The sequence below is a fragment of the Nocardiopsis sp. NPDC058631 genome (assembly GCF_042716955.1).
Classification (GTDB): domain Bacteria; phylum Actinomycetota; class Actinomycetes; order Streptosporangiales; family Streptosporangiaceae; genus Nocardiopsis.
Genome location: NZ_JBHXQY010000010.1, coordinates 46318 through 66030 on the forward strand (window position 1 = coordinate 46318; position 19713 = coordinate 66030).

13 protein-coding genes are annotated in these 19713 nt (G+C 72.3%); 8 read left to right on the top strand and 5 right to left on the bottom strand.

All coding sequences use genetic code 11. The annotated features are described in order from the left end of the window. Nucleotides 1-58: 58 nt before the first annotated feature. Complete coding sequence (locus ACFWTE_RS05880) at nt 59-1819, bottom strand: substrate-binding domain-containing protein (RefSeq protein ID WP_378778188.1); 1761 nt, start codon at nt 1817-1819, stop codon at nt 59-61. A 392-nt stretch (nt 1820-2211) separates the two neighbouring features. Continuing rightward, the gene (locus ACFWTE_RS05885; RefSeq protein ID WP_378778189.1) at nt 2212-3954 is read right to left on the bottom strand and encodes a substrate-binding domain-containing protein; all 1743 of its coding nucleotides are present in this window, start codon (nt 3952-3954) and stop codon (nt 2212-2214) included. 410 nt (nt 3955-4364) lie between these two features. On the opposite strand from ACFWTE_RS05885, the gene ACFWTE_RS05890 reads away from it, so the two are divergent. The 5 genes from ACFWTE_RS05890 to ACFWTE_RS05910 all read left to right on the top strand — a co-directional run bounded on the left by ACFWTE_RS05890 (nt 4365) and on the right by ACFWTE_RS05910 (nt 10110). Further along, nucleotides 4365-4979, top strand: coding sequence for a hypothetical protein (locus tag ACFWTE_RS05890; RefSeq protein ID WP_378778190.1), 615 nt, complete (start codon nt 4365-4367; stop codon nt 4977-4979). 52 nt (nt 4980-5031) lie between these two features. Continuing rightward, nucleotides 5032-5853, top strand: a complete 822-nt coding sequence (locus ACFWTE_RS05895; RefSeq protein WP_378778191.1) for a TrmH family RNA methyltransferase — start codon at nt 5032-5034, stop codon at nt 5851-5853. Nucleotides 5854-6015: 162 nt separating this feature from the next. Next, nucleotides 6016-6945 carry a 2-hydroxyacid dehydrogenase gene (locus ACFWTE_RS05900; RefSeq protein ID WP_378778192.1) on the top strand — a complete coding sequence of 310 codons (930 nt, stop codon included), beginning with the start codon at nt 6016-6018 and terminating at the stop codon, nt 6943-6945. Between the two features lie 143 nt (nt 6946-7088). Further along, entirely contained in the window at nt 7089-8759 is a 1671-nt protein-coding gene (locus tag ACFWTE_RS05905; protein WP_378778193.1) for a bifunctional 3'-5' exonuclease/DNA polymerase, read from the top strand. Between the two features lie 172 nt (nt 8760-8931). Further along, nucleotides 8932-10110 (top strand): C40 family peptidase, encoded by a 1179-nt coding sequence (locus ACFWTE_RS05910; protein ID WP_378778194.1) that lies wholly within the window; start codon nt 8932-8934, stop codon nt 10108-10110. A gap of 426 nt (nt 10111-10536) precedes the next feature. Here the strand turns inward: ACFWTE_RS05910 and ACFWTE_RS05915 are convergent, their stop codons facing one another. Next, nucleotides 10537-12339 (bottom strand): gamma-glutamyltransferase family protein, encoded by a 1803-nt coding sequence (locus ACFWTE_RS05915; protein WP_378778195.1) that lies wholly within the window; start codon nt 12337-12339, stop codon nt 10537-10539. A 372-nt stretch (nt 12340-12711) separates the two neighbouring features. Next, a complete protein-coding gene (locus ACFWTE_RS05920; RefSeq protein WP_378778196.1) occupies nt 12712-14139 on the bottom strand; it encodes a hypothetical protein in 1428 nt (475 codons plus the stop codon). Between the two features lie 257 nt (nt 14140-14396). Here ACFWTE_RS05920 and ACFWTE_RS05925 point away from each other — a divergent pair, with 257 nt between their 5' ends. After that, nucleotides 14397-15365 carry a glycerophosphodiester phosphodiesterase gene (locus ACFWTE_RS05925; protein WP_378778197.1) on the top strand — a complete coding sequence of 323 codons (969 nt, stop codon included), beginning with the start codon at nt 14397-14399 and terminating at the stop codon, nt 15363-15365. Between the two features lie 122 nt (nt 15366-15487). After that, nucleotides 15488-16732, top strand: coding sequence for an alanine racemase (locus tag ACFWTE_RS05930; RefSeq protein WP_378778198.1), 1245 nt, complete (start codon nt 15488-15490; stop codon nt 16730-16732). 47 nt (nt 16733-16779) lie between these two features. Here ACFWTE_RS05930 and ACFWTE_RS05935 read toward each other — a convergent pair whose 3' ends face one another. Next, complete coding sequence (locus tag ACFWTE_RS05935) at nt 16780-18381, bottom strand: beta-N-acetylhexosaminidase (RefSeq protein ID WP_378778199.1); 1602 nt, start codon at nt 18379-18381, stop codon at nt 16780-16782. A 424-nt stretch (nt 18382-18805) separates the two neighbouring features. On the opposite strand from ACFWTE_RS05935, the gene ACFWTE_RS05940 reads away from it, so the two are divergent. After that, nucleotides 18806-19702, top strand: a complete 897-nt coding sequence (locus ACFWTE_RS05940) for a DMT family transporter (RefSeq protein ID WP_378778222.1) — start codon at nt 18806-18808, stop codon at nt 19700-19702. Nucleotides 19703-19713 lie beyond the last annotated feature (11 nt).

Genomic DNA, 19713 nt, shown 5'->3' on the forward strand with positions numbered 1-19713 from the left:
GCGCTCCACCACCGTGTCCGGGCCGCCCCGGTGGTCCCGCGCCGGCGCGGGACCACCGTCACCCGGTACCGGGATCGTCCTCGGTGAGCCGCAGCGAGAACGCCTGGAGGAAGATGTCGCCGATCTCGGTGGGGTCCTCCGTCATGTAGGCGGCGCCGCCCGTGGCCGCGGCGATCTCCTGGAGCGGTTCCAGGTTCTGCACGTCCGGCCCGAACGCGATCGTGATGATCGGGATGGGCCGGGACGGGCTCGCGATGTCGTCGATCTGCGTCATCAGCTCGTCCAACGCCATCCCACCGGGGTTGTCGTTGTCCCCGTCGGTGAGCATCAGGATGACGTTGGTCCGGTCGGGCTGGTAGGTGCGCGACATCTCCTGGTAGGCGGCCAGGTAGGTCTCGTACAGCGCGGTGTCGCCCTGCGGCCGGGGCTGGAGTCCGGCCAGAGCCCCGGCGATGACGTCGCGGTGCTCGGTCCCGCCGTCCCCGGCGGCCTGGAGCTCGCGGACGGGCGTCAGCTCCTGGTAGTGCAGGTTGTTGTTGACGTCGGTGGAGAACTCCCACAGGCCCAGCTCCGAGGTGGGCGTGAACATCTGGAGGCCCTCCGTGGCGGCGGCGCCCGTCACCTGCATGCGGGTCATCCCGGTACCGGGCACCTCGGCGAGCATCGATCCGGACACGTCCACGATCGCGAGCACCCGGGAGTCCATCTTGAGCTGGTTCCAGGACCGGGTCAGGTCGGTCACGGTCCCGTCGGAGGGGGTGGGCAGCTCCTCGGGGGCGTCCTCCGCGAAGCCGACCTCCTCGGTGAGCACGGAGGCGTCCATCTGGTCGCCGGGGCCGCGGAACCCCTGCCCGAGGAGGTGGGGGAGCGCCTCGTCCGAGCGGACCGCCTCCCGGAACACCTCGGCGGCGCGGGTGAGGTCGCTCTCCTCGCTGCGCACCACGTACGGGTAGTCGAGGTAGTAGGTGCCGCCCTCCAGGTAGTGGGCGCGGGCGGAGGCGTCGGCGTGCGCCGCGTTGTAGCGCCACACGGCCTGTTCGGACATCACCATCGCGGGAGGGGAGTCGGCCTGGCCGCCGCTGAGGGCGAGGAACGCGGCGTCCTCGTCGGAGGACGCCCCCTGGTGGAGTGCCTGGAGGGCGGCCGTCATCTGGGCGTTGAAGGTGTCGGCGTCCGGGCTCGACTCCTCCAACGCGGTCCGCAACAAGGAGAGGGTGCCCAGGCCGGTGGAGCTTCGGGCGGGGTCGACGACGCGCACGCTGCGGTCGGACGGCTCACCGGGGGCGGAGGTGGGGATGACGTCCGCCCAGGTCAGGTCCGCCTCCCCGTCGGAGAACTCGGCGAGTTCGGCGAGGACCAGCGGTGAGCGGGCCACGGAGGTGCCGGTCTCGGTGATGACGGCGTCGCCCGCCTGGCTCTGGACCAGCCGGGGCCACACGGAGGAGTCGGGGATCCACACGTCGGACTCGGTGTCACCCATGGTGGCGCCCGAACCGGTGATCTGGTAGGCGACGTTGGCGGAGTCGACCTGGCGCACCTCGGCGTGCACGCAGCGCCCGTCCACCTGGTTCTCCCCGGCGTTGAAGTCGGAGGCGACCTGGTCGATGGCGGGGGCCAGTTCGGGGCTGACGGCCACGTCGAGCGCGATGTCGGAGCCGCCGCACCTGTCGGACCCGCCGAACATGTACACGCCCGCCACGGCGAGGCCGAGCACGATCACCAGCGCGGCGGCCAGGGCCACGAAGGCCCCGCCCCGGCCGCGCCGGCGTCTGGCCTGGCGGGAGGGTTCTTCTGCGTATCTTCCGCGGTGACGTCCCACAGGTTTCCTCACGGGGTGATGTACGGACGGGGCGCCGTCCGGGGGGAGACATGCCGGCTCGTGGGCGACCGGCCCGGGACGGGCCGCGCGTACCGGTCCACATCGGGAGTGAACCGGCCACCGGTGTGTTACTGGTGGGAACGGTACTCAACGGACCAGCGGTAGTGAATGCCGACCGGACGTGCCGCGGGCCGGTGACCCCCGGGTGCACGGGGGGTGAACCCGAGCTCAGCGCCGGTCACCTCGGGATATTCGGTTCGCTTCCGCGCGGGCTGCGAAGTGTGAAGCGGTCGGACCGAAACTCGATTCCGATATCCAATCGAGACCATTGGGCGCTCTCGCCGGCCGGCCCCGGAAGCGGATGGACTCCGGGGGCCGACCGGGGGTCCGCCTCAGTTGTCGCAGTGGGGAACGCACAGCCTGCGGGAGATCGAGCTGAGGAAGATGTCGCCGATCTCGTCCGGGTCGTCGGTCACGAACGCCGAACCGCTCGTGGCCCCGGCGACCTGCCTCAGCTCCGCCTCCTCCGCCTGAGAACCGAAGGCGATGATGAACATGCTGACCGGGCGCTGGGGGTCGAACCGGTCCTGCAGCGCAGCGACCAGCTCCGCGTGCGAGATGTCGCTGGACCCCTCGTCCTGACCGGCGGTGAGCAGGATGACACTGTTGATCTTGTCCTCGTGGTAGCCGTCCTGAACCTCGTTGTAGGCGGCGAGGATGTTGTCGTACAGGCGGGAGCCGCCGCCGCGCACCCCGACACCCTCGGCCACGGCCGTGAGCTCCTGGCGGCGGGTCGAGTCGCCCTCGCCGTCCGAGGTACCCAGCTGGTGCATGTCGGCCGACTCCTCGCGGCCCTCCTCCCCGTACTCGTCCGACATCAGCCACAGGCCCATGTCGGTCTCGTCGGGGAACAGCGACAGGCCCAGCAGGGCGGCCTGGAGGGCGGCCTCCATCCTGGTGGGGCCGCCCGCGCCGTCGAGGTCGTCCGCCATGTTGTCCGAGACGTCGGCGAGCACCAGCGTGCGGCTGGGCATCGACAGCCGGTTCCAGTCGGTGACCGAGGCCAGCAGGGCGTCGCCGGTCAGGTCCTCGTGGGTGGCGGGTTCCTCGGGGATCAGGCCGGGCTGGGCGGCCAGGGCGGACGACGCGTTCCCACCGGGGTCGCGGAACCCCAGCTCGCGCAGGCGCGAGCGGTAGGCGTCGTCGCCCAGCACCTCGTACAGGTCCGCCGCGGCGGACCGCAGCGCCGTGTCGTCGGTGGTGGTGACGTAGGGGTAGTCGAGGCTGACGGTTCCCTCGGACGGATAGTGGGCGTCCAGCGGGGGCGCGGACTGCGCCCGGTCCAGGTTGTAGGACACCACCGCCTGTTCGGGGACGATGATCACCGGGTCCACGCGCTGTCCGGAGGCCGCGGAACCCGTGTAGAAGGTGGTGAGGTCGATCTCGCCGAACGCGCTGTCCATCTGCACGTCGCGCACGAAGTCGGTCATGGCGGTGTCGGCGTCGTCGCCGGTGCCCAGGTGGCTGCGCACGGCGTGCATGACCGTCATGCCGTCGGCGCCGCGGTTGGGGTCGACCATGACCAGCGGACGGTCCGGGTCCCGGGCGTCGGGCAGGACCGTGGTCCAGCTGGTGTCGTCGGGGTCGGGCATGCCGTCGGTCTGCTCGGGGGCGGCCAGGACCACGGGCGAGGACGCGAGGGAGGGCGGGTCCGGCTCGATGCCGTGTGTTCCGCCCGCGGAGACCCTGGCCAGCTCGACCCAGGCCGACGACTCGGGCACCCACACGTGGGGGGCGATGGTGGAGTCGCCCGGCTGCCCGCCGGACAGCGCGGTCATGATGCGGTGCGGCGCGATCTCGTCGACCTGCGCGTAGACGCACGCGTCGCCGTAGCCGGGACGGTCGGCGTTGAACTCGGTGGCGGCCTCGCGCAGCACGGGTGCGATGCTCTGGGTCGCCGACACGCGCAGGTAGCGGACGTCGCCGCAACCCAGTGAGTTCAGGGCGAGCGGAACCGCGACCGCGGCGACGGTGATGAGAGCGACGACGATCGCGGCGACCCCCAGCGGCGACCTGAACACACTGCGGGTGGCCCGGCTGGTCGGGGAGGGATGACGGTGGCGTCCACTGGACACGTGCACTCCGGGGGTGTGGCGGGGTCCGGCTTGCGACCGGTGGCCGCCCGGAAGCCGGGTGGGTGCGAGGGGAGGCCGCAGGGGGTGGCGTCCCGCACCCGCGGTAGGGGAAGTGGCGAACCATCACGCGCCGGCCGGCGTCCCACGGGGTGGAGTACGAACGACCGCGCCCTGGGGCGCGAACGATTCTTCACGTGGACCTTACTCGTTGGTAACGGTGAAGCGGAAGGGGCGGGCCGTACACGCGGGGTGCCCCGGAGCCGCCGGATCGGGGTGACCGCTTTGTTACGGTGCTCTCGGAGGAGTGATCCGTGCCGACCGCTAAGCTTGGGCCCCACCCCTGGCGTCCACCCCGACTCACACTCCCCAGTGGACGACTCGTGACCAGCCGACCCCCGAGGGTTTTTGGTATGTCCCCATCGCATCGTGACCACCGGAACCGAGGCACACTCGGTACCGTCATGCTCGCCGGCGCCTGCTGCGTCGGCGCGATCGCCTATGGGGTGGTCGTCGGTCCGTCGATGCTGCCACCCCAGGACGTCCAGGCCACCACGGCGATGACCCCCGACGCCGGCCCGGTCGCACCGGAGCCCGCACCGGTGGCCGAACCGGGTCCGGTCGGTTTCCTCCAGATCCAGGTCAGCGACCGCGACCGCGCCTGGGTGCAGACGCTGCGCTGCACCGGCGACGCGGAGGAGGACCCCGCCACCTGTGCCGAGCTGGCCCTGGCCGCCTCCGAGTTCGAGGGCGGGACCGAGAGCGCGCAGGGCGCCGGGGAGGAGTCGGAGGAGGTCCCCGCCGAGGACGACGCCGAACCCACCGCCGCCGCGGACCCGGGTGGCGAACAGCTGTTCACCGAGGTCGGCGAGGGCACCGTCTGCACCGACAAGGTCTACGGCCAGCAGGAAGCCGCCGTCATCGGCACCTGGGAGGGCCAGGAGGTCGAGACGACGCTCACACGCAAGGGGTCCTGCGAGGAGGCGCGCTGGCAGCGCCTGCGCGCCCTCACCGACCAGATCGGCTGATCCCGCGGCACCTCGGCGGGCGGGCACTCCGGACAGGAGATAATCCTGTCCCATGGACGTCATCAAGGTCAGTGACCCCGAGGACCCGCGCCTGGCCGACTACACCCGCCTACGGGACGTGAACCTGCGCCGCCACCTGGAGGCCGAGCACGGCCTCTTCATGGCCGAGGGCGACAAGGTCATCCGCCGGGCGGCCGCCGCAGGGTTTCGCCCACGCAGCTTCCTGCTCACCGAACGCCGGGCCGAGGCCCTCGACGACGTGGTGACCGGTTCCGACGCGCCGCTGTACGTCGTCTCCGAGGACACGGCGGAGCGGCTCGTCGGCTTCGACCTGCACCGCGGCGCGCTGGCGGCCTTCCACCGCCGGGCCCTGCCCGCGCTCGACGAGGTCCTGCGCGGAGCCCGCAGCATCGTCGTGCTCGAGGACCTGGTGGACCACACCAACGTGGGCGCCATCTTCCGCAGCGCGGCCGGCCTGGGCGTGGACGCCGTCGTCCTCGCGCCCCGCTGCGCCGACCCGCTGTACCGGCGGTCGGTCAAGGTGTCCATGGGCGCGGTCTTCACGCTGCCCCACACCCGTATGGACGACTGGCACGGCGGTCTGGACACCCTGCGCGCCGCGGGGTTCCACCTGATGGCGCTCACGCCGGGGGAGGGTTCGGTGCCGATCGGCGAGGCCATGGCCTCGCTCGCCCCCACGGACCGGGTCGGGCTGCTGCTGGGCACCGAGGGCGACGGGTTGTCCGCTCGCTGGCTGGAGCGCGCGACCGCGCGGGTGCACATCCCGATGGCCGAGCGCGACGTCGACTCCCTCAACGTCACCGCGGCCGCGGCCATCGCCTGTTATGAGCTGGCGCGCGTCGCACGCCCCTGAAGCCGGTGGGGCCGCTCGCACCGTCCCCCCGGACGGCCTGCCCCTGCCCCGCCACCCGCGGAAGAGCCGGAGCGAACGCGAGGTTCGTCCCACCATCGGACTCCGGTGTGCGCGGGACACTAGGGTGTCCGTGAAACGGACCGAGGGAAGGGGTGCGGTGACATGGGTGGCCGAGCACTGGTGCAGTGGGAACAGAACAGGGCGAGCGCCCCGGACTCCCTGACGGTGGACGTCTACGCCGGAGGGACCGCCCCCGAGAGCGGCATCGAGGAGGTCGCCTTCTACCAGGTGCCCTACGCCCCCTCCTCCCAGGGCGTCGACGAACGCCTCGACGTGATCGCGCGGATGCCCTCGCTGGAGGTCGTCCAGCTCCTCTCCGCGGGCTACGAGCACGTCCTGCCGCTGGTCCCCGACCACGTGACCCTGTGCAACGGGCGCGGGCTGCACGACGCCAGCACCGCCGAGCACACCCTCGCCCTGATCCTCGCCGCGCAGCGCGACCTCCCCCGGTGGGCGCTCGACCAGAGGGACCACCGCTGGGAGGCCGTCCCGCTGCGCTCCCTGGCCGACTCGCGCGTGATGGTCATCGGCTACGGCAGCATCGGCAAGGCCATCGAGCGGCGCCTGCTCGCCTTCGAGACCGAGGTCGTCCGCGTGGCCAGCCGGGCCCGCCCCGACGAGGACGTGCACGGCGTCGACGAGCTGCACGCCCTGCTGCCCGGCGTCGACATCGTCGTGATGGTCACCCCGCTCACCGAGGCGACCCGCGGCCTGTTCGGCCCCGAGGAGTTCGCCCTGCTGCGCGACGACGCGCTCGTGGTCAACGTGGGGCGGGGAGCGGTCCTGGACACCCGGGCCCTGTTGGCGCAGAACGGCCGCGTGCGCGCAGCCCTCGACGTCACCGACCCCGAGCCGCTGCCCGCCGACCACCCCCTGTGGGACGCGCCGGGGGTCTTCTTCACCCCGCACATCGCGGGTGGAGCCGCCGCGTTTTACCCGCGCGCCCGCGCCTTCATGGACACCCAGCTCGCCCGCTGGGCCTCGGGAGAGCCCCTGGACAACGTCGTCCACATCGGGGCCACCGCCCGCTGACACGGACTTCCCGGGGGCTCCGGGCACCGCCCGCGGTGACTCGGACGCCGTCGGCGCCGCCCCCGCGGGCGGCTGTGGGCCGACACGGTGCCCGTTCTGGCAGGGAACGACCGAATGTCGGCGTGCGCGGCCAGAATGGGGCCATGAGGATCGCGGTGGTCGCCGACGGCGAGGGCGGCGGCTGGCTCCAGGAACTGGACGACGCCCCCGGCCCGGTCCGACGCGTGGCCGACCTCGCCTCCGCCGTCCGCGCGGCCGAGCACACGGGCCCCGAGCCGCCCCGGTGGGTGTGGTCCTCCGGCGAGGACGTCTACCCCGACCTGGTCAGGGCGGGCGCCAGGGTCTCCCGCTGCCACGACGCGGCCCTGGTCGAGGCGCTCCTGCTCGGCCACCAGGTCCGCCACGGGGAGGCCCACTCCCTCGGCGCGGCCTGGGCCAGGCTGCACGGACTGCCCGTCCCCGCCGATCCGGTCCGGCCGCTCGGCGAGGGGACCGCGGCGCAGCCCGCGCTCTTCGAGGCCGACCGCTCCACTTTGCCGCCCGGCACCGACCGCCTCGCCGCCCTGGTCGAGGTGCACGCCGACCAGCTGCGCCGCATCGCCGACCTCCCCCACCCGGGGCGGATGCGCCTGCTCACGGCCGTGGAGTCCGCGGGCGGGCTCGCCGCCGCCGAGATGAGCCACGACGGCCTGCCCTGGCGGCCCCGCGTCCACGACCAGATCCTCACCGAGATCCTCGGCCCACGCCCCGCGGCCGGCCGGCGCCCGCCCGTGCTGGCCGACCTCGCCGCCCGCATCGGCGACGCCGTCGGCCGCGAGGTCAACCCCGACTCGCCGGCCCAGGTCCTCAAGGCCATGGCGTGGATCGGCCACCCCGTGGAGTCCACCCGGTCCTGGGTCCTGGAGAAGGTCGACCACCCCGTCGTGCCCCTGCTCCTGCGCTACAAGGAGCTCGCCCGCCTGCACTCGGCCAACGGCTGGGCCTGGCTGGAGACCTGGGTCAGCGACCGCCCCGGACCCGACGGCGAGCGGCTCGGCCGATTCCGCCCCGACTACGTGGTCGGCGGCGTCGTTTCCGGGCGCTGGGCCACCCGCGGCGGCGGTGCCCTCCAGATCCCCAAATCGTTGCGCGGAGCGGTCCGGTCCGACCCGGGCTGGGTGCTCGTGCGCGCCGACGCCGGACAACTCGAACCCCGCGTACTCGCCGCCGTGTCCGGAGACGACGCCCTCGCCGCGGCCGCCGCGGAGGAGGACCTGTACGCCCGCCTGGCCGCGCACGTGGGCGGCGACCGCGAACGCGCCAAGATCGGCATGCTCTCCGCCATGTACGGGCAGACCTCGGGTGACGCCGCACCCCTCCTGGCCACCATGCGCCGCCTCTACCCGCGCGCCCTGGACTACGTCGACTCCGCCGCGCGCACGGGGGAGGGCGGCGGAGTCGTCCGCTCCTGGCTGGGACGGACCTCACCGGCACCGGACGACTGGGCCGCCGCCGTCGCGGGGCCCGGCGGCGACCGCCGACGGCGCGCCCACGGACGTTTCACCCGCAACTTCGTCGTCCAGGCCACCGCCGCCGAATGGGCGCTCGTCCTGTTGGCAGCACTGCGGCGGCGCCTGCCGGAGGTGCCGGAAGGGGGCGGGATCGTCTTCTTCGTCCACGACGAGGTCGTCCTGCACGTGCCCGCCGAACTGGCGGACGAGACGGTGCGCGCGGTGGCCGAGGCGGAGACGCAGACCCGGACGACGCTTTTCGGGGACACTCCCGTACGCTTCCCCCTGGCGACGGTCGTCACCGACAACTACGCACGTCTTTAGAACGGCTGCACCTCCGCGAGCTGAACGTCCGGTACCGAACGGCGTGGGCTTCTTGCAAACTCGTCGTGGTGCGCCCATTCTTGGACGCGATAAGTGTCGCAAGGACAGACAGCCCGTGCGCCTCAGGGGTCCCCCACACCCCGGGTGGTTCACAGAAAGGTGAGATCTCCCCGTGCGGAGCCGTTTCAGAACGTGTGCGGGTACCACGGTCGCGTTCGCGGTCGCCTTCAGCGCCCTCGGGGCCGGCCCTGCCTGGGCGGACCCGGTGGTCCAGGACCGCCCCCCCGTCAGCGAACAACTCTCCCTCGACGCCCCCAGCGGCGCAGACCCCCGGCATGACCAGGAGACCACCTCCCGGACCCCCGACGTCTCCGACGTCTCCGATCTCACACGCGACGCCTACGTGGCTCCCTTCCGCGAGGCCCGCAGCATCGAGTACTTCGCCGTCGCCCCGGGCGAACTGCCCCGCGGGGCCGTCGACGCCGTCCGTGACATCGAGGGCGTCGAGAACGTCCTGACCGTCGACGCCGCCCGCGTCGAGATCGAGGGAGAGCCGACCTCCCTGCTCGGTGTCAGCCCCTCCAGCTTCCGCAACCACGCCCCCGAGCCCTCCGCCGAGTCCGACGAGATCTGGCAGGGTGTGGCCGAGGGCCACATCGCGCTGTCCAAGGACGTCGGCACCGACCGCGAACTGGAGGTCGGCAGCGAGGTCACCGTGGCCGGCGGCCGCGGTGAGATCCCCCTTGAGGTGTGGACGCACGCCACCTCCGGCATCGCCGGCATCGACGCGCTCGTGTCCCGCGAGCGCGCCGGTGAACTCGGTATGCCCCGGGGCAACGCCCTGGTGGTCTCGGCGCCCGACGCCGACCTGTGGGACCTGCACGAGGCTCTGGGTGAGGTCCTGGGGGAGGAGGGTGCCTCCCTCCAGCTCGTCACCGACGCCCCCGAACCCCTCGTCGACGGCGACGCCGTCCCCTCCACGGTCGTCGAGCAGGTCATCGCGAACGCCGAGACCCAGCTCGGCGTCCCCTACGTCTGGGGCGGCACCACCCCCGACGTCGGTTTCGACTGCTCGGGACTGCTCCAGTGGGCGTTCCGCGAGGCGGGGGTGGACATCCCCCGGGTCACCCACGACCAGTGGAACGCCGGAGAACGGGTGGAGTACGAGGACCTCCAACGCGGCGACCTGCTGTTCTGGCGCTCCGACCCCACGGCTCCGGACTACATCTCGCACGTCGCCATCTACCTCGGCGACGACATGATGCTGGAAGCGCCGAGGACCGGACTGGACGTGCGCGTCACGTCGGTGCGGACCCAGAACTACGCGGGCGCGGTGCGCGTCCACGCGTGACCCCGGGATTTCCCCGTCCGGAATTGGTCCGGGCGGGGATTTCCTTGTGTACGAGGGAAATGCGGAACGCTGGGAAAACAGGAGTGGGCCGTGATGTCACCGCGCCGGCGGCACCACGGCCCACTTCTTTTCTCCTTGTCCGAAAAACCCAGCCGGGAGGGGAAGGCAGGCTTCGGTCAGGAGGGGGAACAGGGCCGTCGCTGAGGGAGGGGGAGACAGCGCGCGAACCCTGTATTCGATGGTTTCGAGTAGCGACGGAGAGCGCTCCGAGAGTTCTCGGGGGTCCGTTGCACAGGTCTACATAAGCAGTGACCGGACGATTTGGCAAGGGGCGAGATCAAGCCAGGCAAGCGCTCTCAAGCTGCGTCCGACAGTCACCCCGCTCAGGGCCACCCCCTTTTCGGTTCCCTCGTGTCTCCTTCCAGGTCAGCGGCCGGCCGCGTACCCCTGCGAGCCGCGTGCGTCGGCGGCGGCGCGCAGTTCGCCGCTCTCGGGGTCGCGGGCCACGGCCGCCAGCCGCCCCAGCGACCACGGCTGGGCGACCTGCACACGGTGCCCGCGCCCGATCAGGTCGGTGATGGTGTCCTCGCCGACACCGGGCTCCACGACCAGGTCGCCGGGTACCGTCTCACGCGGGTGGAACGAGCTGGGGAAGGCGTTGGTGTGGAACATGGGGGTGTCCAGGGCCTCCTGGAGGTCGTCCACCCCGTTGAGGACGCGCAGCAGCGCGGTGAACGTCCACTGGTCCTGTTGGTCGCCGCCCGGGGTGCCGATCGCCAGTACGGCCTGCCCGTCCTCGCGGGTGACCAGGGTCGGCGAGAGCGTGGTGCGGGGGCGTTTGCGGGGCGCGAGGGCGTTGGGGGAGTCGGGGTCCAGCCAGAACATCTGGGCCCTGCTGCCGAGAGGGAAGCCCAGGGCGGGGATGACCGGTGAGCTGCTGAGCCAGCCGCCGCTGGGGGTGGCCGAGACCATGTTGCCGTGGGAGTCCACGACGTCCACGTGGCAGGTGTCGCCCCGCAGGTTCGCGGGGTTGGAGACGGCCGCGTCACCCACCGTCGGTTCGCCGGTGGTGCGGTCGCCGGGCGTCCGGCCGGGCACGTGGACGGGCGGCTCGAAGGGGGAACGGGTGCCGATGCGGCCGGGCCGCTGCTCCAGGCTGGCACGGGTGTCGTCGACCAGGGCGGCGCGCCCGGCGGCGTAGTCGGCGCCGAGCAGCTCCTTGAGGGGGACGTCGGTGAAGTCGGGGTCGCCATACCAGGCCTCGCGGTCGGCGAAGGCGAGTTTGGCGGACTCGGTCACGCGGTGGACGAAGTCGGCGGTGACCCCGTCACGGACGCCGGGGCCGGTCCCCAGCTCCTCCGCCAGGCGGAACTGCTGGAGCATGGTCGGACCCTGGCCCCACGGGCCGGTCTTGTGCACGGTGTGGGAGCCGTAGGCGACACCGACCGGGTCCTCGTAGCCGGCGCTCCAGTCCGCCATGTCCTGGGCGGTGAGCAGTGCCCGCTGGGGTACGCCCGCGCCGTCGGGGACGGGGGAGGACAGGAAGTCGCCGACGGCCTCGGCGACGAACCCCTGGGACCAGGCTCCACGCGCCGCCTCGATCTGCTCCTCGCGGTTGCCGCCGGCGCTCTCCGCCTCGGCGACCATCCGGCGGTAGGTGGCCGCCAGGACGGGGTTGCGCAGCCGCGTCCCGGGGGCGGGCGCGGTCCCGTGGGGGAGGTAGACGGCGGCCGACCCCGCCCAGTGGCGGGTGAAGACGGGTTCGAGGGCGGTGACGGCGGCGGCGATCCGGTCCAGGACGGGGTAGCCGCGCTCGGCCAGTCCGATGGCGTGGTCGAGGACGTCGCGGACGGTCATCGTGCCGTGGTCGCGCAGGAGCTGCATCCAGGCGTCGAAGGAACCGGGCACGGTGGCGGCGAGCACGCCGCTGCCCGGGATGCGGTCCATGCCCTCGTAGGCGTCGATGGTCGCGGCGGCGGGCGCCACACCCTGCCCGCACAGTACGCGGGGGGCTGCGCCCGCCGCCTGGTAGATGATGGGGACCTCGCCGCCGGGGCCGTTGAGGTGGGGTTCGACGACCTGGAGGGTGAAGCCCGCAGCGACGGCGGCGTCGAAGGCGTTGCCCCCGCGTTCGAGCAGGGACATGCCGGTGGCACTGGCCAGCCAGTGGGTGGAGGCGACCATGCCGAAGTCGCCGCGGAGCTGGGGACGTGTGGTGAAACCGGGCATCTGAGCGGGCCCTTCCTCGGGGGTGGGGGGCGGCGGTCGCCGTCGGTGTCCGGTGGCGGGGCGTCCCGAACGGGGTCGGTGACGGGGCGCCCGGCCGCGGGCATCGAGGTGACGGTACATCATGGGGTGTTCCCACCTGGGGCCTCACCAGGGGTTGTCCACAGGGTCGGATCCCCGCCGCACGGCCGTCCACAGACGGAACCCGGGGCTGGTGCGCCGCACCAACCCCGGGTTGACTGGATACAGGGGGACCCCGGCCCCCGTCCGCATCATGCTGCCCGGTGGCCGTCCCGCCCCGGGCCCGGAGCGGGACGGGGTGACCCCGAGCCGTCCCGGGCCCGTGCGGTCCGGGTCACCCCGGCCTTCCAGGGGTCAGACGCCCCCGGCCTCGAAGCTCCAGGGCAGGGAGGCCCACAGCTCCTCCCACTCCTGGGCGTCGACGGGGTCGAGGGGCTCGGACTCCGTGCCCGTGGCGCCGTCCTCCTGTGCGCCGTCCCCGTCCGCCGCCTGCTCCACACCCGTGGCCGCTTCCTGTCCGGGCTCCTGGAAGAGTTCGCCGAGCCGGTCCACGACCTCGCCGATCACGCCCTCCACCTGGGCGGTCTCCAGCCCGAGTTCACCGGCGCAGTGGTCGACGGCACCGGTCTTGGCACCCTCTTCGCCGTAGTGCCAGACGGTGGCGAGCAGCTGGTCGCGGTCCTCCTCGGTGAGCTGGTCCTTGGTCAGGGCCCTCTCGACGAACTCCCCGTCGGCCTGGGACAGCCGGCTGTCGTCCAGCCCGGACCCGCCGGTCTCGAAGTCCACGAACCGGTCGATGACGCACTCCTTGACCTCGCGGGAGCCGGCGCCCTCGGGCAGTTCCGCGCTTCCGGGAGTCTGCGCCGGCGCCTCAGCGGGGGTCTCCGCCGGGGTCTCGGCGGGGGTCTCGGCGGGTTCCCCGGTGCCCTCCGCCGGAGCCTCGGGGGCCTGCGGACCCCCGGGGTTCTCGACCGGGGCGGCCTCTTCTACGGCCTCCTCCGCGGATGCCTCCTGCGGGGGAACCTCCTCGGCGGGTGCCTCCTCCGCGGGCACCTCGGGTGCGGTGTCCTGGCCCCCGGCGGGCGCTCCCGCCTCCTCCGGGGCCACCGGCCCGGTCACGGGCGCCTCCTCGGCGGCGGCCTCCTCGGCGGCCTCCTCCTCGGCGGCGGCCTCCTCCGAGGGAGCCTCGACCGGCGTCTGCGGAGCCTGCTCCGCAGGTGCCTCCTGGGAGCGGTTCTCCTCGGTCACGGAACCGGCCATCTCGACCAGTTCGCCCCTGTCCCACCGCTCCGGCTGGAGGTGGGTGGTGATCGCGACACCCGGTCGCTCCATCCAGAACAGGTCGCCCGTGGACTCCGAGAGGTAGGCCTCGTGCTCGAAGTCCTCACCTGCCGCCAGCCGTTCCAGGCCCTTGTCCGCCAGATGGCTGTAACGGCCCTGGCGGAGGTCGTCGAGTTCCTGCACCCGCTCCGAGCGCAGAACCGTGACCCGGCCGTACAGCTGGTCGGGGCCCTGGACCCAGGAGATCTGCGACTGGCGGGCCCCCAGCCGGTCGGTGGTGGAGGAGGCGTTGATCCCGTACCGCTCCAGCCCCGGTGGCAGGTAACCGATCTTGAACCCGTCGAGGCTGTACGACGACACCCCCTGCCGGACCACAGGCCAGCTCAGGCCCCCGTCGTCCCTGTCGGCGGCGGACGCCACGGCCGGGAGGCCGACCAGCCCCGACGTCGCGATGGCGGCGGCGCCGAGCAGCGCGACCCACCCCGTGTGGTGCTTGCGCATAAGTGTTCCTTCCCATCGACTACTTATAGTGATGGTCTCAGGGCTCTGGGTAGTCAACGGGGGACTCTGTGGTCAAAAATCGCACATGAAGTAATCAAAGGGATGCATTGGGTGAGATGGGAGCGCCGGGTTGCTGGTCCACCACCAGATGATGGGCAGCGGATCACCGAACGCTCTGCGTACGGTCACCGCCTTGTCACCATGCGCGCTCACCCTGAGGAAGCAGTCGGCCTGTTCACGCTCACATGGGAGGTCCGGTGCGCCGCATCGGGATCGTCGTCGGAGCCGTTTCACTCTTCGTTACCGTCAGTGCCACCGCCTCGGTCGCGGCACCGGCCCTCGACCCGGCAGGGACGAGCACACGGGACGTCATCGAGGTCCAGCACGCGGCACCCAGCCGCCCCCTGCTCGCCGTCTCCCACCGGGGAGCCGCAGGACACGCACCGGAGAACACGCTCGCCGCTCTCGACGCGGCCCACGAGTTGGGAGCCGCGACGGTCGAGATCGACATCCAGCGCACCGCGGACAACCAGATCGTGCTCCTGCACGACACGACGCTGGCGCGTACCACCGACGTCGAGACGGTCTTCCCCGACCGGAGCCCCTACCTCGTCGGCGACTTCACCTTGAAGGAGATCCAGCGGCTCGACGCGGGGTCGTGGTTCGCGCCCTCCTTCACCGGTGAGACCGTTCCGACCTTCGACGAGGCGCTCGACCGGCTGGAGCAGCTGGACCTCAACCTCTTCCTGGAGGTCAAGGAACCCACGCTCTACCCGGGCATCGAACGGGCGGTCGCCGAGGAGCTGATCGGGCGCAGGACCTGGCTGGAGCACAACCCGCCCTGGAAACCCCGCAAACTCATCGTGCAGAGCTTCGACTGGGATTCGGTCCGGCGTTCCAAGTCCCTGCTGCCGGCCGTCCCGCACGCACTCCTGGGGCGTGTACCCGAGGGCCGCATCGCCGAGTTCTCCTGGGCGCACATGATCAACCCCAACCACACCACCATCGACGCGGCCTACGTCGACCGCGTCCACGAGGCGGGCCTGGAGATCATGCCCTACACCGTCAACGACAGAGCGCGCATGGACCACGTCCTCCGCCTCGGGGTCGACGGGTTCATCACCGACTTCCCCGACACCGGCCGGCGGGCGATCGCCGACTTCACCCGGGGACGGGACGCCATCGAGAGGGCCGCCACGGCGGTGCCCGCCCAGGTCCGCTACTGACCCTGGTGGCCGCGCCGCCGGCGATGGGATGATCGGTCCCGACCACACCGAACCCCCGGGCGGGGGCGGCCGACCACGGCCGCTCCCGGCGCGGGGGTACTGGAGCAGGAGGCGAAGGCGACGTGAGCGATCGGCTGACCATCCCCCAGGAGCACGTCGACTGGCGGACCAAGGGCCTGTGGTGGACGGGCGACCCGATCACCCTGGAGGAGTTCGCGGCCCGCCGCGACGGTCTGTTCACCGGCCCGTTCACCTGGCCCCTGATGGTCCTGAGAGCCTCCGCGCTGGACCGCAACATCGCCGCGCTCGCCGACTTCACCCATCGGGGGAACCTGCTGTTCGCCCCGCACGGCAAGACCTCCATGGCCCCCTCCCTCCTCCAGCGCCAGCTGGACGCGGGTGCGTGGGGCGTCACCGCCGCCACCGCCAACCAGGTCCTGGACTTTCGCCGGTTCGGGGTCCGCCGCATCCTGCTCGCCAACCAGCTGTTCGACGAGAAGGTCCTGCGCTGGGCGGCCGAGGAGGCCGACACCGACCCCGGTTTCGAGTTCCTGTTCTACGCCGACTCCGCGGAGGGTGTCGCCGCAGCCGCCCGCGCGGTCGCCGCCGGGGCGGGGGGACGACGCCCCCTGAGGGTCCTGGTCGAACGCGGCGTCCCGGGCGGCCGTACCGGCTGCCGCACCCGCGAGGAGGTCCTCGCCGTGGCGCACGCGGTGCGGGAGGCGCCGGGGCTGGCCGTGGCGGGCGTCGCGGGCTACGAGGGCCCGCTGGCCGGTGCCGACGCGGTCCGGGGCTTCCTCCGGGACCTCTCCGGCGACGCCGCAGTCCTCACGGAGGGGCTCGGGGTGGACCAGCCGATCGTCTCAGTGGGCGGCAGTGCGTGGTTCGACCTGGTCGCCGACGAGATGGGCGGCCGGACCGAGTACGTTCCGATCCTGCGCAGCGGCGCCTACGTCGCCCACGACGACGGCCTGTACAAGCGGATCACGCCCTACAACCGGCTTCCGGAGGGCCCCGGGGCCCTGGCCGGAGCCCTGGAGCTGTGGGCGCAGGTGACCTCGACGCCGGAGCGGGGACTGGCGATCGCCGCCCTGGGGCGCCGCGAGGCCAACCACGACCAGGGGTTCCCCGTCCCGCGCCTGCTGCGCCGCGCGGACGGCGGCACGGCGCAGGCGGAGGGCATCGAGATCACCGACCTCAACGACCACCACGCCTACCTGCGCGTTCCTCCGGAGCTGGGGGTCCGTCCAGGCGACCTGCTCTCGTTCGGCATCTCGCACCCGTGCACCGCGTTCGACCGCTGGCACGTCATCCCGGTGGTGGACGACGCGGACACCGTCGTGGACGCGGTCGCCACCTACTTCTGACCTCGCCCCCCTGCCGCCGCCCGAACGCGGCGGACCGGGGCGGGGCGCTACTCCCCCCAGCCTCCGACACCGGGGCGGGTGTGCCAGGGGCGCGGGCCGTCCAGCGGCCGGTACTCCACCCCTGCGGCGTCCAACCGCTCCAGGTGGCGCCGCAGACGGGGCTCGAACTCGGAGTAGTCGCGCTCATCTGCGGACCACACCTTCTCCGCGAAGGCCGACAGCCTGGGGAACACCATGTAGTCGAGTCTGCGCGGCGTGTCGATGTGCTCGACCCACACGTTCACCTGAGCGCCGAGGACGTGCCGGGACTCCTCCTCGGTCAGTCCCGGGGGGACCGTCTCCGCCGTGTACACGTCCTCGACCCGCAACAGCGTGCCCACCTTGATCGGCTCGTCCTCGGACTCGGACTGCTTGTAGTCGAGGTAGGAGGTGGCGGTGGGGCTCATCACCACGTCGTGGCCGGCACGGGCGGCGGCGATGCCGCCCTCCTCGCCGCGCCACGACATCACGGTCGCACCGGGTGCGAGCCCGCCCTCCAAGATCTCGTCCCAGCCGAGCAGGCGGCGGCCGCGCGCCGTCAGGTGCTCGTCCAGCTGCCGGACGAACCAGCTCTGGAGCTCGTCCTCGTCGGCCAGTCCCTCGTCCCTGATCCGCTTCTGCGCGGACGCGCTGTCCTTCCACTGGGTCTTGGGGCACTCGTCGCCGCCCACGTGGATGTAGGTGCTCGGGAACAGTTCGAGGAGTTCGTCGAAGACGTTCTTGTAGAACTCCAGGACGTTGTCGGTCACCGCCAGGACCTCGTCGAAGACACCCCACCGCGTGCCCACCGGGATCAGCCCGCTCTCACCCAGTTCCGGGTAGGCGTGGATGGCGGCCTGGGAGTGGCCGGGCACGTCGATCTCGGGGACGACGGCCACGTGGCGGGCGTCCGCGTAGGCGACGATCTCGCGGATGTCGTCCTGGGTGAGGAATCCGCCGTGGGGGCGGCCGTCGAACACCGGCGGCCTGGCGGCGCCCACCTGGCTCTCGGTCCGCCAGGAGCCGACCTCTGTGAGCCGCGGGTAGCGGCGGATCTCGATCCGCCAGCCCTGGTCGTCGGTCAGGTGCAGGTGCAGCACGTTGAGCTTGTGCATCGCCAGGAGGTCGATGAACCGCAGGATCTCCCGTTTGGGGGAGAAGTGGCGGGCGATGTCCAGCATCGCGCCGCGCCACCGGAAGCGCGGGGCGTCGGTGACGCTGATGGCGGGCAGTGCCCACACGGTGCCACCCAGGGGGGCGTCGCGGTAGGCGTCGGGCGGAAGGAGTTGGCGCAGGGTCTGCGCGCCGTAGAACACCCCGGCGGGGTCGTTGCCGACGATGATGGCGCCCTCGGAGTCCACGATCAGCCGGTAGCCCTCGCTTCCCAGACCGGCCCGGGCGTCGACGCTGAGCCGGATCTGCGCACTGGCCTCGTCGCCCGTGGCCAGGGCGAGCCCGGTGGCCGCACCGAGTTCACGCTGGAGCCACGTGAGTGTGCCCCGGGCTTCGGTGTCGGCGGAGACCCTGGTGGCGGCGGTGAGGATGAGACCTCCCTGGCCGCCGGGCTCCGTCCGGGCGGGGCGGGGGATCACGGGGCGGGGGTGCAGGGGTGAGACGGGGGTGTCGGGCACGGTGGACTGCTCCTGTCCGGTCTAGACCAATAACGGACATAGTGCCACGGTGCTCATCGAGGGCACACCCCTGGTGGTAATCGGTCCTCCGGGGGCGTCGTTCGAGTCCACCCCATACCCAGTCTTGACTCTGCATGGCTCTTAACACTCCGTGTTTTGCGGGAGACGTAGGAACAGACGGAACGGTGCGAAGACGCCGAAAACCACCGTAGGAAAGGCGCAGCACGTGGACGAACCCCGGTGCGCGGTGGGGTGAGCACTACGGGTGGACGGGCGCTGGCCCCATCGCCGGCAGAACCCTCCCGTTCGTAGTGTTCTGGTCATACCCGGAGCTCGACGGTCCGGGTCGGGACCGAATGTCAGGGGATACGGCGATGGTGGAGAGATGGGGGACGCCCGTGGAGGACGACGGGTGGTGGCAGTGATGCCGTGGCCCGTCATCCTCGCCGTCGCGGGGGCGTTCAGCCTGGCACTCGGCTCCGCGCTCCAGGAGCGCGACGCGGTCCGGGCCCCCGGCCGACAGGTCGCCCGTGCCGGGTTCCTGCTGCACCTGCTCCGCCAGCCCCGCTGGCTGATCGGCAGCGCCGCGGTCGTCCTGGGGGCGAGTCTTCACCTCATCGCCCTCAGCGGGGCGCCGCTGACCACCATCCAGCCGCTGGGCGTGACCGGGCTGCTGTTCGCGATCGTGCTGTCGGCGGTGTTCAACCGGCAGAGGGTGGGGGTCTCCCAGATCATCGCCGGGGTCGCCGTGATGGGCGGCCTCGTCGGCGTCCTCCTCCTCTTCCCGCACGGATCCGACACCCCCGTCCTCCCGACCACCACGGCGCTCGTGCTCGCCGGGGCCACGATCGGCGCAGGCGTCATCGTCCACCTCACCGCGCACTGGATGAACAGGGGCACCCGGGCCCTGCTGCTCGCCCTGGTGGGCGGCGCGGCCCTGGGGACCACCTCCGGCCTGGCCCGTGTGGTCACCGCGAACGCGCTCGGCGACTGGACCCGGGTCATCGACTGGCTGACCCTGCTCGCCGTGGTCACGGCGGTCTTCGGCGCCCTGCTGATGCAGAACGCCTACCGCACGGGGCACTTCTCCGCCGCCTACGCGACCCTTCTGATCACCGACCCGGTGGTCGGTGTGGCGATCGGCGCCTTCCTCCTGGGGGAGGGCGCGCCGGAGACCCCCGGGGCCCAGGTGGGCGCGCTGGCCTTCAGCGGGCTGGCGATCGCAGGAACCATCGCGCTGGCGCAGGCCCGCCACCGCAACCCCGAGGCCCCCGGCGGCCGGAGGAGCTCGGAGAAGACGATCCGTTTCCGTCCACGTTGAACGAAGGAGTT

What these genes read in the sequence shown, in the direction of transcription:
- ACFWTE_RS05940 (WP_378778222.1), top strand. Translation starts at nt 18,806, where the DNA reads ATGCCGTGGCCCGTCATCCTCGCCGTCGCGGGGGCGTTCAGCCTGGCA.
- ACFWTE_RS05915 (WP_378778195.1), bottom strand. Translation starts at nt 12,339, where the DNA reads ATGCCCGGTTTCACCACACGTCCCCAGCTCCGCGGCGACTTCGGCATG.
- ACFWTE_RS05905 (WP_378778193.1), top strand. Translation starts at nt 7,089, where the DNA reads ATGAGGATCGCGGTGGTCGCCGACGGCGAGGGCGGCGGCTGGCTCCAG.
- ACFWTE_RS05890 (WP_378778190.1), top strand. Translation starts at nt 4,365, where the DNA reads ATGTCCCCATCGCATCGTGACCACCGGAACCGAGGCACACTCGGTACC.
- ACFWTE_RS05920 (WP_378778196.1), bottom strand. Translation starts at nt 14,139, where the DNA reads ATGCGCAAGCACCACACGGGGTGGGTCGCGCTGCTCGGCGCCGCCGCC.
- ACFWTE_RS05895 (WP_378778191.1), top strand. Translation starts at nt 5,032, where the DNA reads ATGGACGTCATCAAGGTCAGTGACCCCGAGGACCCGCGCCTGGCCGAC.
- ACFWTE_RS05900 (WP_378778192.1), top strand. Translation starts at nt 6,016, where the DNA reads ATGGGTGGCCGAGCACTGGTGCAGTGGGAACAGAACAGGGCGAGCGCC.